The organism is Dermabacter hominis NBRC 106157 (assembly GCF_001570785.1).
Classification (GTDB): domain Bacteria; phylum Actinomycetota; class Actinomycetes; order Actinomycetales; family Dermabacteraceae; genus Dermabacter; species Dermabacter hominis.
In genome coordinates, this window is sequence record NZ_BCSI01000001.1 from 106,029 (window position 1) to 122,027 (window position 15,999).

Here is a 15,999-nt window from a genome sequence, read left to right on the forward strand (position 1 = left end):
CAAACGCACCGCCGTGCTCCGTCTGTCACGTTCCGCCGCGCAGCCCTTGGTGGGGGCAGGCAGGAGGCGATAATCTCCCACACGTTAAGGATTTTGCAGTCGCTGCATAATTTTGTGGCGGTGCACGGACGAAAAGGGGACCATGTCTACATCACTTCAGACTCACGTGGCGCGCGGCGACGCACCCGTGGAATTCACCGGCCTCGACCGGGACGGCAAGCTCGTGTTCCTCGGCCTCATGCTCGGTATGTTCGTCGCGTCGATCTCGCAGACGATCGTCGGCCCCGCCATGCCGCGCATCGTCGCCGAACTCGGCGGCATGGAGCACTACAGCTGGATCGCGACCGCGGCCATGCTCGTTTCGGCGGTCGCGGTGCCGGTCGTCGGCAAGCTCTCCGACATGTACGGCCGCAAGACGTTCTATATCGCGGGCCTCGTCGTGTTCATGATCGGTTCGGCCCTGTCCGGCATGGCCACAAACTTCTGGTTCCTTGTGTTCTCGCGTGCCGTCCAGGGCCTCGGTATGGGCACGATCATGCCGCTCAGCCAGACGATCATCGGCGACATCATCCCGCCGCGCCAGCGCGGAAAGTATCAGGGCATCATGGGTGCCGTGTTCGGCGTGTCCTCGATCGCTGGTCCGCTTTTCGGAGGCTGGGTGACCGACAACTTCGGTTGGCGCTACCTGTTCTATCTCGCCCTTCCGCTCGGTGTCGCTGCCCTCGTGTTCCTCACAAAGTTCATGCGCCTGCCGCACACGGCAAGCGCTGGAAAGTTCGACCTCGTTGGCGCGCTGACTCTCACGCCCGGCCTTGTCATCGGCCTGCTCGCCGTGTCGTGGGGCGGCAATACCTACGACTGGGACTCCTCGGTCATCATCACCATGTTCGTGGCCGCGGCAATCCTCCTTGCGCTTTTCGTGGTCGTCGAGATGCGAGCGGAGAACCCGCTCGTCCCGCTCCACATGCTCGCTGACTCGCGCATCTCCCTATCGATCCTCGCGAGCTTCGCGATCGCCGTCGCAATGTTTGGCGGAATCATCTACATCCCCGTGTTCGCACAAGGTGTCCTCGGGGTATCCGCAACGAATTCGGGCGCGATCCTCATTCCGCTCAACGTCGCCATGATCGTGACGTCGATTCTCATGGGCATCATGATCACCAAGTGGGGCCGCTACAAGGGGCTCCTCGTTCTCGGCGGTATCGTCATGAGCGTCGGATACATCCTTCTTGCGGGCCTCGACTGGCAATCCTCGCAACTGCATCTCACGCTCGTCATGATCGTGATCGGCACGGGGCTCGGCATGTGTATGCAGACCTACACCCTCATTGTCCAAAACGCCGTCGCTCGTGAGGATCTCGGTGTTGCGACGTCTGCCGTGCAGTTCTTCCGTAACGTCGGTTCGACGATCGGCACCGCCGTTCTCGGCTCCGTCATGTCGGCGAATCTCATGCCAAAGATCCAGGCGCAGCTTCCGCCGCAGGTCGCTGCCGCAATGGGAAAGGTCGGCGGCGAGTCCGGCGGTAGTGCAGCGGCGATTCTTGACCCCTCGAAGCTCGAGGGCATTCCCGCCCCGATCGTTGAGGCCATTCGCCACGGCATGGGAGACGCCATGCAGGTTGTCTTCACGACGGCGGCCCCGTTCGCGGTTGTTGCCCTCGTGCTTTCCCTGTTCATCCGCCACACCGAGCTGCGCAGCACCAACTAGCGCCCGGCGATGGTGAGAGGGACCGCTTGACGGTCACCTCGAACGCGAAAATGCACCGCACGTCGATACGAGGAGGCGTGATTGACATGAGCGACACAGCCGCAACGGAGAAAGAGCAGGCGTCGGATTTGGCCGCCGGCCACGAGGGCCTGCGCGAGCGAAAGAAACGCGAATCGCGCGAAGCGATGCATCTTTCGGCGCTCGAACTCGTGGCCGAGCACGGCCTTGCCCAGGTGACGGTCGATCAGATCGCGGAGAGGGCGGGGGTGTGCTCGCGCACGTTCTTCAACTACTGGGGTTCCAAGGAAGCGGCCGTGCTGGGCGTTGATCCCGAACAGAGCAGTCGTTTTGTGGACATTCTTGCCTCTCGCCCCGCGCAGGAGCCCGTTCGCGACTCCATTCGTGCGCTCCTTCGCATCCACGCGGATGACGCTTCTCGTCGCAGTGACACCCGCGAGCTCACACACCGCGTGCTCTCTCGCGAGCCGCAGCTGCTGCAAATCCTCGCCGACCGCAATAGGGGAGTGAGCCGCGAACTCAGCGCGGTCATCGCCGAGCGCCTCACCCCTAGCATGGGGGCGGACGACGCGCGCGATGCAGCGGCGATTCACGTTGCCTGGGGATTCGCCATGGCGCGCAGCGTTTACGCTATTGCTGTGCGCCGCGATCTCTCGCTCGCGGACGCTCTGCCGATCGTTCTCGACTTTCTTGACTCAGGTCGCGTTCGCCTCTGACTGACCACCGCGAAGGAGCTCCTACCTCATGGCCGACATCTCTCAGCCCGACACGAACGACCTCGTTGCCGCCTACGCGTTTGCGGAGCCGCGGATCCATCTCGGCGCGGTCGTCGATGGCGGCGAGCCGAACCCCGAAGCGCCGCTCTATATGCCGCTCGGAATGCTCAATAGGCACGGTTTGATTGCCGGCGCTACCGGCACCGGCAAAACAAAAACTTTGCAGCTCATCGCGGAGCAAATCGCGGCCGCCGGTACCTCCGTTTTCGTCGCGGATATGAAGGGTGACCTTTCCGGCATTGCCGTTCCCGGGCAGGCGTCGGAAAAACTCACCGAACGTGCGAAGGCTCGCGCTCAAGAATGGGTATCTCGCGCTGGCACCACCGAATTCTTTTCGCTGGGTGGACACGGCAAGGGCGTGCCGATTCGCACGACGGTTACCGAATTCGGACCGGTTCTCCTCTCCAAGGTGCTGGGTCTCAACGAGACCCAAGAATCCTCCCTTTCGCTTATCTTCCACTACGCTGACCAGAGCGGCCTTGCCCTCCTCGACCTCAAGGATCTGCGCGCCCTCATCCAATACCTCACGACCGATGGCAAGGATGAGCTCAAGAGCATCGGCGGTATTTCTACCGCGACCGCCGGTGTTATTTTGCGCAACCTCACCCAGTTCGAAAACTCCGGCGCAGACGTGTTTTTTGGAGAGCCGGCGTTCAACGTCGAGCATTTCCTCCGGAAAGATTCCGACGGTCGCGGGATCATCTCGTGTCTCGAACTTCCCGGCGTTGCCGAGCGGCCGGAAGTGTTTTCAACCTTCATGATGTGGATGCTCGCTGAGCTCTACCAGGTGCTGCCGGAAGTGGGCGATCTTCCCCAGCCGAAACTCGTGTTCTTCCTCGACGAGGCGCATCTGCTTTTCAAGGGCGCATCCAGTGCCTTTATCGACCAAGTCATCCAAACCGTGAGGCTTATTCGCTCCAAGGGCGTCGGCGTATTCTTCATTACCCAATCGCCCAAGGACATTCCCGCCGACGTTCTCGCGCAGCTCGGCAACCGCGTCCAGCACGCCTTGCGCGCTTTCACGCCCGATGACGCAAAGGCCATCAAGAAAGCAGTCGCCACCTACCCCACAACCGAGTACGACCTCGAAAAGCTCCTGACCTCCCTCGGCACGGGCGAAGCGGTCGTCACCGTCATGAACGAGAAGGGCGCGCCGAGCCCCGTGGCCTACGCCGCGATGCGCGCCCCCGAATCCTCGATGGAGCCCGCGCCGGAAGCCGAGATCGATCGGATTATCGCGTCCAGCCAGATCGCGGACCAGTACAGCACTGTTGTGGATCGCGAAAGCGCGTACGAGATCCTCAAGGCGCGTGCGGAGGGTAGCCAGGTCGGTCAGGGGGAGTCCGACGGTTCCTCGACGACCGTCGGAACCGAAAAGCCCGATGCGGGCGCAGCCCCCGCCGCGAAGGCGAAGCCCGCGAAGGAAGAGCCCGGATTCGTGGAGAAGATCGCGGGCAACAGCGCGGTCAAGAGTTTCTTCCGTTCGGCGGGGACGGTGCTCGGGCGTGAGATTACGCGTTCGCTGTTCGGGACGACTCGCAAGCGTCGCCGATAGGGGGTAACTGGAGAGCGCCGGTGCCTACGAACGATTCGGCAGGGTTGGCGCTATTGAATGCCCCGGAAGGGCCGGCGCTCACGCCTCACCCGCGCTGAGTCGGCAGGGCTGGATCGGCACTAAACCCCCATAACCCCTATGCAATTCGAAAAGAGAGGGAAGCGAAGGCCCCGGCGATCCGAGAGGATCTCCGGGGCCTCGTGTGTGGGCAACCGTCGGAACCCGAGAGGTTACGGGGCGGGCGTGAGCCCGAAACCCCCACAACCCCTATGCAATCCGAGGGGGGAGAGAGTTTACTTCTTGCCCTGGTTGGCGACGGCCTCTGCCGCCTTACGCGCGGCCTCCTCATCGAGGTAGCGGCCGCCCTTCGTGACAGGCTTGAAGTTTTCGTCGAGCTCGTAAACGAGCGGCTGGCCGGTCGGGATGTTGAGGCCGACGATGTCTTCGTCAGAGATGTCGTCGAGGTACTTCACGAGGGCGCGAAGCGAGTTGCCGTGCGCAGCCACGAGAACGGTCTTGCCGGCGGCGAGGTCAGGCTTGATGCCCTCTTCCCAGTAGGGGAGGAAGCGCGCGATGACGTCCTTGAGGCACTCGGCCTTCGGAACCTCGGTGCCCTCGTAGCGGGGGTCGCCATCCTGGCTGAACTCGCTGCCTTCCTCGATGGCGGGCGGCGGAACGTCGAACGAGCGGCGCCACAGCATGAACTGCTCGTCGCCGTACTTGTCGCGGGTCTCGGCCTTGTCGAGGCCCTGGAGCGCGCCGTAGTGGCGCTCGTTGAGGCGCCAGTCGCGCTTCACGGGGATCCAGTGGCGATCAGCGGCATCGAGCGCGAGGTTCGCGGTCATGATGGCGCGGCGCAGGAGCGACGTGTGCACAACGTCGGGAAGAATGCCCGATTCCTTGATGAGTTCGCCGCCATGAGTGGCTTCGCCGCGGCCCTTCTCCGAAAGAGGAACGTCGACCCAACCGGTGAACAGGTTCTTTTGATTCCATTCGCTCTCGCCGTGGCGGAGCAGTACCAGTGTGTATGTCATGCTTCCACCCTACTCGGTCTCGATGAGTATCGTCATGGGACCATCGTTCGTGATACTGACCTGCATGTGTGCGCCGAACTCGCCCTCGTGCACGGTGAGGCCACGCTCGCGCACCCTGTCAATGACCTGCTGCACGAGTGGCTCCGCGACGGGCCCGGGGGCGGCTTTATTCCAGCTCGGGCGGCGCCCCTTGCGCACGTCCGCATACAGCGTGAACTGGGAAATGATCATGACGGGCGCGTTCTTATCGAGCGCGGATTTTTCATCGTCGAGAATGCGCAGTTCGCAGATCTTCCGCGCCATCGTTTCGACCGCGCTCTCGCCGTCGTCGTGGGTGATGCCCAGCAGCACGACGAGGCCCTCGCCCTCGAACTCGCCTGTTGTGCGTCGGGGGCTGTCGTGAGCGTCGAGCACCTCGACCTTCGCTCCGTTCACCTTCTGAACGATCGCGCGCATCAGCTCTCTCCTTCCTCGTTGGCCTTTGCTGGAGGATCCTCGTGCGCATCGGCGCGGTGAGTATTACGCCGCACGGGTTCCGACGGTTGCGCCGCCTCCATCGACTTCAGGAACGTGTGGCGTGCGGGGCGCACGTGAGGGCGTCGCCGCATTCCCGGCACGTAGACGGGGGTGGGCGGGGACATCGTGATGCCCGCGCGCCCGAAGTGTTCGTGGGGCTGTTCGTTGGCGCCACCGAGCGCGAGTTCCATTTGCTGACCGGACAGCTCGGGAATCGGCGGGAGCGGAATCGTTGGATCCTGCTCGAAGTGGGCGGCGCCGTGGGCGAACGAGGTGTCGGCGCTTGGAACGGACGGCACGATGATCGGCGACGGCGAGGAGTCCTGTGCCGGTTGTTCGGCTGGCGTGCCATCGGCGTCGCCCGCCGGAGCACTCGTCGCCTCGGCATTCGTCGTGGCATCCGTACGGGACCGGGTGGCGTCGGATCCGGAAATGAGCCCGCCCGGCATGGGCCCCACGTAGTGCGGCCCATACTCGGCGACCTGCACCCACGTTTCGGCAACGCGAACCATCGCTTCCGTGGCGCGCTCCCAATCGGGCTCCTGCTGGCGATGCGGGCCCGTTGCGAGGGAAAGGACCACGCCGGCGGCGCGCAGCGCGAGTTCTTGCGGATCAACGCGGTTCGCGAAAACGGGATACCACGTGCGAATCGCCTCCGCGACCCGTTCGTGAATGTCGAGAGTCAGGCGGCCCTGATTCGCGTAGTCGCCAAGCACGGAGAGGTGGGCGCACAGGCACGCGAGGTCGTCGGCGCGGCGGCCTGGACCAACCCCGTCAATGTCGAGGACGCCAACGACGCGGGAATTGTCCACGAACACTTGCGCCTCGTAAAAGTCGCCGTGGACGACTTCGGTGGGCTCGAGGCCAATGCGACGCTCGACGTCGGCGAGGCCCAGCTCGATGCGGTACACGAGGACATCGAGGCGGTCTTTGAGGGAGGGGAGGCTCGAGGCGACAACGCCAGCGTAAAACTCGGCGGAATCGGTCCACGGCGGGCGCACGGGCTGATCCATGAGGGAGACGGGGAGGCGGTCGAGCATCGCGACGAGATCCTCGGCGTGGCACGCGCGCTCGCCCTCTTCGATCACCGCCTTCGCGAGAACCGTGCCGGGCAACTCGGCGAGCACGACGAGGCCGTCCGTCGAGCCGAGAACGGCGGGGACCGGAACGCCTGCCTCGAGCAGGCTGTGGTGGAGGTTGACGACGCTCGAGGTCGTGTGCGGTTGGAACACCTTGAGGAACACGTTGCGGTCGGCGAGGGTGGCCTTGAGCACGGCGCGGCGGCCGGGGCGGTAGCTCACAACCTCAACCGGCACGGGGGTGCCCTCCGCAAAGCCCGTGGCAACACCGAGACGGCCGAGGGTTTCGTGGAGGACATCCGGGTAGCACACCTGCGGGAGCATCGGCAGCCACGGGTCGTGGGGGTAGCGCCATACGCGCACGTTCATGTCGCCGTCGGTCATCACGAGGGACTGCTCGGGGGCGAGCACGTTCTTTTCCTGCTCACCGATGTGGGCGCTCACGCCGAAGAGCTCATCGCGAGGTTCAGCCTCGGCGCCGTCAAGCTCCACCCAGCGCACCTTCGTGCGGAACATTGCTTTCGTGGAGCGTGAAGGGCGGTGGTCGACGTGGTCGAGCGTCCATTCGACGAGCTCGCCGCCCGCGTTGGTGACGGCCGCCTCGAGCACACCTCCGGCCTGGGGCCCCGTGAGAAGCTCGGAACCGTCAAGGGTCTCTGTCATGCTCTCATTGTTGCAGGTTGTGGCCGGGCCCTTCTGAACGGCCGTGCACGCAGGGTGTATGGCGCAGACACTTTGTAGGGTGGGTGTATGAGTGAAAACACGACTTCCCGCCCTCGCCCCGAGCTTGGCGGCAACCTGCTCGGCCCGAAGCCGACCTTCCTGCCCGACGAGCTCGATCGCCCCGTTCGCGAGCGCGAAGGTGACGACCCGAAGAAGGTCGCTGCTGACCACCCCACCTCCCCGCTCGCCTGGGCGCTCCTCGCCCAGGAGTCAAGTGCCGACGGCGACACGATCGAGGCCTACGCATTCGCGCGCGTTGGCTACCACCGCGGTCTCGACGCGCTGCGCCGCGCCGGCTGGCGAGGCCAGGGTGAAGTCCCCGCCTCCCACGAACCAAACCGCGGTTTTCTTCTGTGCCTCCTGCACCTTGCGCGTGCCGCAGAAGCGATCGGCGAGACCGGCGAGGTAGAACGCCTGAGGGATTTCATCGCCGAATCTGACCCGAGCCTGAGCGACGCCACAACGCTCGCCCCTTAACGTCGGCAATCACTCCGCGTAAAATAGGCCTTTGCTGTTTCGTTACCGCGCGCACCAGGACGCCGCGCACAAGGAGATGTCATGCCCGCGATCGTGATCGTTGGAGCCCAGTGGGGCGATGAAGGAAAGGGAAAGGCAACCGATCTTCTCGGCGATCGCGTCGACTACGTTGTCAAGCCCAACGGCGGCAACAATGCGGGGCACACGGTCGTCGTCCACGGCGAAAAGTTCGAGCTTAAACTCCTCCCCGCGGGGATTCTGTCGCCGAACGCGACGCCCGTGATCGGCAACGGCGTGGTCGTGAACCTCGATGCGCTCTTCGAGGAAATCGACACTCTTGAATCGCGCGGCGTCGACACCTCGCACTTGCGCATTTCCGCGAACGCGCACATCGTTGCCCCCTTCCACCAAACGATGGACCGCGTCACCGAGCGCTTCCTCGGCAAGCGCGCAATCGGTACAACCGGCCGCGGCATCGGGCCTGCCTACATGGACAAGGTGGGGCGCCTCGGCATCCGCGTGCAGGACCTGTTCGACGAGTCGATCCTGCGCCAAAAGGTTGAAGGCTCGCTTCGCCAGAAGAATGGCGTGCTCGTGAAGCTCTACAACCGTCGGGCCGTAGAGGTTGAGGAGATCGTGGCAGGCCTTCTCCAGTACGCGGAGCGGATCCGCCCCATGGTCGTGGACACGACCGAGATGCTGAACTCGGCGCTCGACCGGGGGGAACTCGTGCTCATGGAGGGCGGCCAAGCGACCTACCTCGACGTGGACCACGGCACGTACCCGTTCGTGACGAGCTCGAACCCCACCGCGGGTGGCGCGTGCACGGGTTCCGGTATCGGTCCGACGCGCATCGATCGCGCGATCGGCATCGTCAAGGCGTACACGACGCGCGTGGGCGCTGGCCCGTTCCCCACGGAACTCTTCGATAAATGGGGCGAATACCTTCAGCAGAAGGGCCACGAAGTGGGCGTCAATACGGGGCGCCCGCGCCGTTGCGGCTGGTACGACGCCCTCATGATTCGCCACGCCGTGCGCATCAATGGCTTTACCGATCTGGTGCTCACGAAGCTCGACATTCTCACGGGTCTCGACGAGGTGCCGATCTGCACCGCCTACGAGATCGATGGCGAAATCCACCGAGACATGCCCATGACGCAAACTGAGTTCCACCACGCGAAGCCCGTATACGAGACGATGCCCGGGTGGAGCGAGGACATCTCGAAGGCTCGCACGTTCGAGCAGCTGCCAATCGAGGCACAAAACTACGTGCGCCGGCTCGAGGACCTTGCCGGCTGCCGCATTTCGGCGATCGGCGTTGGTCCGGACCGCGATGACACTATCGCGGTGCACTCGCTCATTCCCAGCGAGGAACGCCTCGCGGGTGAAGGGTCCGACGGTGCCGGCGCGTAAGCCGATCCCGATCTCCGACGGCACGGCCGCGATCCGTTCGTGGTGCGAGAACGGCAAAGACACGGCGAGACCTACCCTCGCGCTTGCGGTGCGATTCACTCTCCAGGTTCTCGCCGAGGAATATCCGGGCGGCGCCGTCGAACTGCGCGTTCCACCGTTCGGTGCCGTGCAGAGCATCGAGGGCACGAGCCACACGCGCGGAACCCCGCCGGCAGTCGTGGAGATGGATGCAGCAACCTGGATGCGCCTTGCGACGGGTGAGCTGACGTGGGCCGAGGGCCGCGCGAAAGGTGGCGGCGTGAGCGCATCCGGCGAACGCAGCGACCTGTCTGACATTCTGCCCGTGCCGATCGCCCGGAGGATCGCCGCTGAAGAAGCGCCCGCCCGCCCCACTACGACCGAGGAGAATTAACACGTGACGAGCGAGAACACGCCCGAAGCCGGCTCCCTCCCCGCCGATGCCTCCGACGCACACGTCGAGCATCACGGACAGGACGATAGCCAGGCGAATGTTGAGGCCGCTGCGCCAGCTGAGGTCGACTCCGACGATGAGGGTGCCGCGGGCACGGATCCTCACGCGACGCCGATGCCAACGGCGCTCTTTGTGAGGCGCGAGCGCCGCATGAATCTCGGCGGGTGGGTCGTGCTCGCCCTCGTGCTCGGTGCCCTCTCGGGGCTCGTGTGGGGCATGTTCCGGGGTGTTTTCGATGTTGCACCGCTCGTGATCGCTGCGCTTTACGGGGTTCTCTTTATCGGGGGTCCCCTCGCCCTTCTCGCCGTGATCGTTGACTGGGTGCTTGAGCGCAATCGCGCTCAAGCCCGCGCCAAGAAGTGAGTCGGGCGGCGACGTTTCAGAAGGAAGCCGTAGGAAAGAGGGCACGTCTGAATTGCATAGGGGTTGTGGGGGTTTCGGAGGCGGATCAAACCCCCACAGTCTCTATGCAATTCACGAGGGGCGTGTGCCGTATTAGACTGGATTAGTGCTACCCGCAGACGGACGACTTACCCACGACCTCCTTCCCGACGATCGCCAACCGAAAGACGAATGCGGCGTTTTTGGCGTGTTCGCGCCAGGAGAAGACGTCGCCACCCTCACCTACTTCGGGCTCTACGCGCTTCAGCACCGCGGCCAGGAGTCGGCGGGCATCGCGACCTCAAATGGCGAACAGATCCTCGTCTACAAGGACATGGGTCTCGTCTCGCAAGTGTTCGACGAAGGCAATCTCAAGACTCTCCAGGGTCACATGGCCGTGGGCCACACGCGCTATTCCACGACCGGGGCAAGCCACTGGGTGAACGCCCAGCCGACGCTCGGCCCTCGACCCGACGGCACGATCGCCCTCGCCCATAATGGCAACCTCGTGAACACCCTCGAGCTCCTCGAGCTTCTCCACGAGCGCCAGGGCAGCGCGAAAATCGGTGAGCTCAAGCAGGGCAACACGACCGACACGGCGATCGTGACGGCCCTTCTCAATCACGACGGAAGCCTCGAGGAGAACCTCAAGGACCTCATGGGCCGTATCCGCGGTGCCTACTGCTTCGTGCTCATGAATGAAAAGACCCTGTACGCGGCGCGCGACCCGCGAGGCATCCGCCCTCTCGTGCTCGGCAGGCTGTCGAACGGGTGGGTTGTGGCCTCCGAGACCGCCGCCCTCGATATTTGTGGCGCGAGCTTCGTGCGCGAAGTTGCGCCTGGCGAGCTCATCGCGATCGACGAAGACGGCCTGCGTTGCGAGCAGGTCCTCGAACCCGCGCGCAAGAGCTGCGTGTTTGAATACGTCTACCTCTCGCGCCCCGACACGAACCTCAACGGGCGGAGCGTGAACGAGTCGCGCATCGAGATGGGGCGTGAGCTTGCGCGCGAACACCCCGTCGACGCTGACCTCGTGATCCCCACGCCGGAATCGGGCACACCCGCCGCGATCGGGTACGCCCAAGAATCCGGCATCCCCTACGGGCAGGGCATGGTCAAGAACGCCTACGTAGGTCGCACGTTCATCCAGCCCACGCAAACACTTCGCCAGCTCGGTATTCGCCTCAAGCTCAACCCGCTTCGCGAAGTTATCGAGGGCAAGCGCCTCGTCGTCATCGACGATTCAATCGTGCGCGGCAACACGCAGCGAGCCGTGGTTCGCATGCTCCGCGAGGCAGGCGCGAGCGAGGTGCACGTACGGATCAGCTCACCGCCTGTGAAGTGGCCCTGCTATTACGGCATCGACTTTGCGGATCGCGCCCAACTCATTGCCAACGGTCTTGATACCGAAGAAATCTGCCGCTCGATCGGTGCCGACTCCCTCGGATACATCAGCTTTGACGGCATGGTGCGCGCGACCGCGCAACAACCGAACCAGCTGTGCTCTGCATGCTTCACCGGGGAATATCCCATCCCACTGCCCGCTCCCGATTCCGAGGGCCGCGAACTGCTTGGCATGGCCGACAAGGAGATCCAGAAATGACTAACGCACCGAAAGGCGAGGGCCTCACTTACGCCGCTGCCGGCGTCGACACGCACGCGGGGGACCGCGCCGTCGAACTCATGAAGACCGCCGTTAAAAAGACCCACGGCGCGAGCGTCGTGGACGGTGTTGGTGGCTTCGCCGGTCTCATCGACGTGAGTGCCCTCAAAAACTACGAGCGGCCCTTGCTCGCCTCGAGCACCGACGGCGTGGGGACGAAAATCGCGATCGCCCAGGCGCTCGATGTGCACGACACGATCGGTCACGACCTCGTGGCCATGGTCGTCGACGACATCGTCGTGAGCGGTGCGAAACCGCTCGCCATGACCGACTACATCGCGTGCGGAAAGGTTCACCCGGAGCGGATCGCCAACATCGTGCGCGGCATCGCCGAGGGCTGCATCCTTGCCGAAACCGCACTCGTCGGCGGCGAAACGGCCGAACACCCCGGCCTCATGGGCGAGCACGATTACGACGTGGCGGGCGCAGCCGTCGGCGTCGTCGAAGCCTCCCAGATGCTCGGCGCCGAGCGTGTGAAAGCCGGCGACGTACTCATCGGCATGGACTCCAGCGGCCTGCACTCCAATGGCTATTCCCTCGTGCGCGCCGTCGTCGACCACGCAGGGCTGAGCCTCGACCAACACATCGACGATTTCGGCACAACCCTCGGCGAGGAACTCCTTACCCCGACCCACATCTACAGCGCACAGATCCTGCGCGTACTCGAGAAAGCGGGCGTCGGAAATCTCCACGCACTCTCCCACGTGACGGGCGGTGGCCTTGCCGCGAATCTTGCCCGTGTGATTCCCACCGATTGCGGCGCTCACGTTCGCCGTGGCTCTTGGGAGCCCGGTGCGGTGTTCCGCGCGATCGGCGAGTGGGGAAATGTGCCGCTTGCGGACCTCGAGGCGACTCTCAACATGGGTATTGGCATGGTCGCGGTTGTGAGCGAAGAAAGCGCCGACGCGATTGTGCGGCATTTCGAGGACGAGGGCGTGCGCTCGCGAGTGATCGGCGAAGTCACCCGGCGCGACGAGCTTGCGCAGCCGCGCGGCGAAAACGATGTGCTCGTGCAGGGGGCGAAGGGGGCGCACGGCGGCCCCGTCCTCGTCACCGCGTAACCGTCCCCCAAAAATCTGAATTGCATAGGCGCTGCGGGGGTTTGGTTCGCGCCCAAAACCCCCACAAACCCTATGCAATTCGAGGGGGCGGGGACCGGGGGCGGGCTTCACCGCATAAAAATGACGCCCCCAAACGGCTGTAGTTCTCGCGAATTACCTTCGTTTGGCGGCGTCAGTTCACAATGAAGGGGCGGTCAGGACTCCTCGTCCTCGTCAGCCCAGTCGTCGTACTCGCTTGCCCACTTGTCTTCGTAGCGGTCATCTTCGTCCCACGAAGCGGACTCGTTCTTTTTCCCGCTCAGCTCACGCTGAAGAGCGTTGAGATCCGTGGGCGGGCTGTAGTACTTGAGGTCCCGAGCAATCTTGGCCTGCTTGGCTTTCTGACGGCCACGACCCATAGGTACGACCCCCTGTGCGTCGAACATGCGGGCGTCTTTCGCCCTGGAGAGTAAGTTTCGGACTCTAGGTTACACTGCGGCGCCTGGGACTTAAAGTAGAAGCAGGCCCGCGCGGGGCCACGTCACACCCGACGGCGGCTCCGTCACCGGGAAAAATGCCCTGCTACCGAGTGCGAATAGCGACGAAAGAAAGCCCCAGCCATGTCCGCCGAACACGACCGCACCTATCCGCCCGTTGACGATTCAGCTCTCGTCGCGCATGGTTTCGACATCAGCCACCACGACGGCGGCGAGGACGCACTCGGGCCGTGGGGATTCACGACGATCGCGCGGCCCGCACCGAAAGAGCGAGCGACGGGCGCCATCGCGTTGTACCTCCACGGCTGGAGCGACTACTTCTTTCACCCGCACGTCGCGAACTTCTTTAACGACCGCGGCTACGATTTTTGGGCGATCGACCTGCGCCGAAACGGTCGTTCGCTGCGCGAGGGAGATGTGGCGACCGCGATTGGCGACCTAAGCGACTACGCAGAGGAGATCAGCCGCACGATCGACATGGCGAGCACGGCCGCCCGCGAGCGTGGCCTCACCCCAAAGAAACCGGTCATCTATGCCCACTCGACGGGAGGGATCACGACGGTCACTTGGGCGGCGAGGAACCCGGGGCAAGCGTCGGCCCTTCTGCTCAATTCGCCGTGGCTCGAACTGCATGGCGGGCCGCTCGTGCGCCGAGCCCTCCTTCCTATGCTCGAGGCGCTCGCGCGCACGCGGCCCCTAAGCTCGGTAATTCCGGGCACGCCCGATTTTTATGCCCGGACGCTTCACACCCACTTTGGGGGGCATTGGGATTGGCATGTGCCGTACAAGCCGTTCGAGTCGTTCCCGATGCCGGCATGCACACTCGCTGCCGTTGCACGGGCCCAGAATCAGCTCGCGAGCGGGCTCAATATCCGCGAGCCTATTTTCATGACGGCCTCGACGCGATCCGCTCTCGAACCGTTTTTCACGCGCCGTGCCTACACGAGTGATGCGATTTTGAACGTCGAGGATCAGGTGAAGAACGCCCGACATGCGGGCCCTGATCTCACCGTTGCCCGAATCCCGGGAGCGACGCACGACATGGCGCTCGCGCTCGAGGCGCCGCGCAAGCTGTTTTTCCTTGAGCTTGCGGCGTACATGGATAGCCGCGGGCTTTAGGAGCTGCGCCGCGCGATGTCCGCGCGGGAGTCGTGGACACTCACGGGGATAGCGAGCGCGCCAACGACGACCGGGGTGAGGACCTGACTGAGGGTGAAGGTGAGGGCGCACGATACGGCCGCGGCGTTGGGTGCGCCGCATTGCACGAGGGCCCACGCGACGCCGACGTCGATCACGCCGATGCCTCCCGGCGTGAGAGGGATGAGGGCAACTAGTCGGCTGAGGGCATAGATGCCAAAGAGGAGTAGCGGGCTGATGGTGAAGCCGTAGCCGAACGTGCACCAGGCAATGAACGCGAGGCCCTGCACGATCCGCGCAACGGTGGGGGCGCCGAGGATGATGGCGCGCGAGCCTTGGGCGTCGGCGATCGCCATGTCGCGCGTGGCGAGTGCGGGCGTGACGATGTCGCGGCTTTGCCCGCCGTAGCCTTCGTGGAAGGCGTCGGTGATCGTTTGCACGCGCTCGAGGAGTGTGCGCAGCAGTGTTTCGCTCGAGGCTAGTCCGAGCGCCGTGCTCGTGAGGGCGAGGCCGAGCGCAGCGGCAACGATGAGGGCGATGCGGACCCACAGCGGAATGTCGAGCGGGGCGAGAGCGAGGAGGGTAACGGCGAGGATCGGCAGGAGGATCTGCGCGAGGATGTCGGCGATCGAAGCCAGGAGGGTGCCCGAGGCGATCGTTTTCGCGCTCGCCCCGGCGCGTTTGAGTCGAGCGTAGATAAGGCCGAGGGAGATGGTCGATCCCATTGGGATTGCGACGGTGATGGCTTGGGCGACAGCATTCGTTTCGGCGCTGGCCCTGAGGCTCACGCCGCGAAAGCAGGCGGAAAAACCGATTGAGTCGATCGCGAGGACGACAAGCGCGACAGCGAGGAGCGCGAGGACCCACCACACGCTGATCCCGGTGAAGGACGCGAGAATGTGTGTCCACGATGTGTCGAGAGCGCGGGGGATGAGCCACACGATCAGAATTGCTGCGAGGGCAATGGAGCCGACGGCGAGCAGGGCGCGCGTAAGTTTTTGCTCGCGTGTGAGGGGCGTAGGGCTGGAGGAGTCGTTCATCGCGGACCATTCTCGCAGAAACGCGAGCGGTCTCGACGTGATGCGAGCGACCCCGTCGGGGCCCCTGAGTTTAAATGTCTCACCCCTTTCGTAGAGTGGAGTCATGCATACGTTCATGATGATTTTTGTTTTCCTCCACATCCTCTGCTGGGCCGGCGCCTTCGGCATGTGGATTGCCGCTGCCAAGAACCGCCAGCCTCTTCCCGGCATGGCGCACATGGCCGCTGCCGCACCCGTGTTTGGCCTGATCGCCGCCCTCATTGCGATCGCCGCAGGCATGGGTATCAACCACATGGTGATCGGTATCAAGCTTGTGCTGTCGATCATCGTTGCGGTGTGTGCGTTCATCGCGATCAAGAAGCGTGAAGCTACCCCCGCGCCGGTCTGGTTCGTGATTCCTACGGGCATCGTCGTGAATATCGCGGTTGCGCTGTTCATGTGAGAGCGCGTGTAAGCACCCCCGTGCACGG

The 15,999-nt window shown here is 64.1% G+C and carries 16 protein-coding genes; 11 read left to right on the top strand and 5 right to left on the bottom strand.

Annotated features, from left to right (window positions below; all coding sequences use genetic code 11):
* Window positions 1–142: 142 nt before the first annotated feature.
* The 3 genes from DEHOM01_RS00435 (at window position 143) to DEHOM01_RS00445 (ending at window position 4,057) form a co-directional block, all read left to right on the top strand.
* The gene (locus tag DEHOM01_RS00435) at window positions 143–1,708 is read left to right on the top strand and encodes an MDR family MFS transporter (protein WP_061211025.1); all 1,566 of its coding nucleotides are present in this window, start codon (window positions 143–145) and stop codon (window positions 1,706–1,708) included.
* Window positions 1,709–1,794: 86 nt separating this feature from the next.
* Complete coding sequence (locus DEHOM01_RS00440) at window positions 1,795–2,442, top strand: TetR/AcrR family transcriptional regulator (RefSeq protein ID WP_167346625.1); 648 nt, start codon at window positions 1,795–1,797, stop codon at window positions 2,440–2,442.
* A 28-nt stretch (window positions 2,443–2,470) separates the two neighbouring features.
* Window positions 2,471–4,057: a helicase HerA-like domain-containing protein gene (locus tag DEHOM01_RS00445; RefSeq protein ID WP_061211027.1), complete on the top strand. Its 1,587-nt coding sequence runs from the start codon at window positions 2,471–2,473 to the stop codon at window positions 4,055–4,057.
* Between the two features lie 293 nt (window positions 4,058–4,350).
* On the opposite strand, the gene DEHOM01_RS00450 is transcribed toward DEHOM01_RS00445, so the two are convergent.
* Genes DEHOM01_RS00450 through DEHOM01_RS00460 form a run of 3 tightly spaced genes read right to left on the bottom strand, consistent with a single transcriptional unit; the run spans window position 4,351 to window position 7,349 of the window.
* Complete coding sequence (locus DEHOM01_RS00450; RefSeq protein WP_016663919.1) at window positions 4,351–5,091, bottom strand: phosphoglyceromutase; 741 nt, start codon at window positions 5,089–5,091, stop codon at window positions 4,351–4,353.
* A 9-nt stretch (window positions 5,092–5,100) separates the two neighbouring features.
* Window positions 5,101–5,547 carry a D-aminoacyl-tRNA deacylase gene (gene dtd / locus DEHOM01_RS00455; protein ID WP_061211028.1) on the bottom strand — a complete coding sequence of 149 codons (447 nt, stop codon included), beginning with the start codon at window positions 5,545–5,547 and terminating at the stop codon, window positions 5,101–5,103.
* Window positions 5,547–7,349, bottom strand: a complete 1,803-nt coding sequence (locus DEHOM01_RS00460; RefSeq protein WP_061211029.1) for a phosphotransferase — start codon at window positions 7,347–7,349, stop codon at window positions 5,547–5,549. Before DEHOM01_RS00460 ends, dtd begins: the two co-directional genes overlap by 1 nt.
* An 87-nt stretch (window positions 7,350–7,436) precedes the next feature.
* Between DEHOM01_RS00460 and DEHOM01_RS00465 the strand changes: the two genes are divergently transcribed.
* The 6 genes from DEHOM01_RS00465 (at window position 7,437) to purM (ending at window position 12,876) form a co-directional block, all read left to right on the top strand.
* Window positions 7,437–7,886 (top strand): DUF3151 domain-containing protein, encoded by a 450-nt coding sequence (locus DEHOM01_RS00465; protein ID WP_061211030.1) that lies wholly within the window; start codon window positions 7,437–7,439, stop codon window positions 7,884–7,886.
* Window positions 7,887–7,967: 81 nt separating this feature from the next.
* A complete protein-coding gene (locus tag DEHOM01_RS00470; RefSeq protein WP_034372025.1) occupies window positions 7,968–9,299 on the top strand; it encodes an adenylosuccinate synthase in 1,332 nt (443 codons plus the stop codon).
* Window positions 9,271–9,711, top strand: coding sequence for a sterol carrier family protein (locus DEHOM01_RS00475; protein WP_439645376.1), 441 nt, complete (start codon window positions 9,271–9,273; stop codon window positions 9,709–9,711). Before DEHOM01_RS00470 ends, DEHOM01_RS00475 begins: the two co-directional genes overlap by 29 nt.
* 3 nt (window positions 9,712–9,714) lie before the next feature.
* Window positions 9,715–10,134 (top strand): hypothetical protein, encoded by a 420-nt coding sequence (locus DEHOM01_RS00480; RefSeq protein ID WP_052126814.1) that lies wholly within the window; start codon window positions 9,715–9,717, stop codon window positions 10,132–10,134.
* Window positions 10,135–10,279: 145 nt separating this feature from the next.
* Window positions 10,280–11,755 carry an amidophosphoribosyltransferase gene (gene purF / locus DEHOM01_RS00485; protein WP_061211031.1) on the top strand — a complete coding sequence of 492 codons (1,476 nt, stop codon included), beginning with the start codon at window positions 10,280–10,282 and terminating at the stop codon, window positions 11,753–11,755.
* Window positions 11,752–12,876 carry a phosphoribosylformylglycinamidine cyclo-ligase gene (purM, locus tag DEHOM01_RS00490; protein ID WP_061211032.1) on the top strand — a complete coding sequence of 375 codons (1,125 nt, stop codon included), beginning with the start codon at window positions 11,752–11,754 and terminating at the stop codon, window positions 12,874–12,876. Before purF ends, purM begins: the two co-directional genes overlap by 4 nt.
* 194 nt (window positions 12,877–13,070) lie before the next feature.
* Here the strand turns inward: purM and DEHOM01_RS00495 are convergent, their stop codons facing one another.
* The gene (locus DEHOM01_RS00495) at window positions 13,071–13,274 is read right to left on the bottom strand and encodes a DUF3073 domain-containing protein (protein WP_016663928.1); all 204 of its coding nucleotides are present in this window, start codon (window positions 13,272–13,274) and stop codon (window positions 13,071–13,073) included.
* Between the two features lie 201 nt (window positions 13,275–13,475).
* On the opposite strand from DEHOM01_RS00495, the gene DEHOM01_RS00500 reads away from it, so the two are divergent.
* Window positions 13,476–14,471, top strand: a complete 996-nt coding sequence (locus DEHOM01_RS00500) for an alpha/beta hydrolase (RefSeq protein WP_061211033.1) — start codon at window positions 13,476–13,478, stop codon at window positions 14,469–14,471.
* Here DEHOM01_RS00500 and DEHOM01_RS00505 read toward each other — a convergent pair.
* The gene (locus tag DEHOM01_RS00505; RefSeq protein ID WP_167346626.1) at window positions 14,468–15,529 is read right to left on the bottom strand and encodes a lysylphosphatidylglycerol synthase domain-containing protein; all 1,062 of its coding nucleotides are present in this window, start codon (window positions 15,527–15,529) and stop codon (window positions 14,468–14,470) included. The genes DEHOM01_RS00500 and DEHOM01_RS00505 overlap by 4 nt on opposite strands.
* Before the next feature lie 103 nt (window positions 15,530–15,632).
* Between DEHOM01_RS00505 and DEHOM01_RS00510 the strand changes: the two genes are divergently transcribed.
* Window positions 15,633–15,971: a hypothetical protein gene (locus tag DEHOM01_RS00510; protein ID WP_061211035.1), complete on the top strand. Its 339-nt coding sequence runs from the start codon at window positions 15,633–15,635 to the stop codon at window positions 15,969–15,971.
* Window positions 15,972–15,999 lie beyond the last annotated feature (28 nt).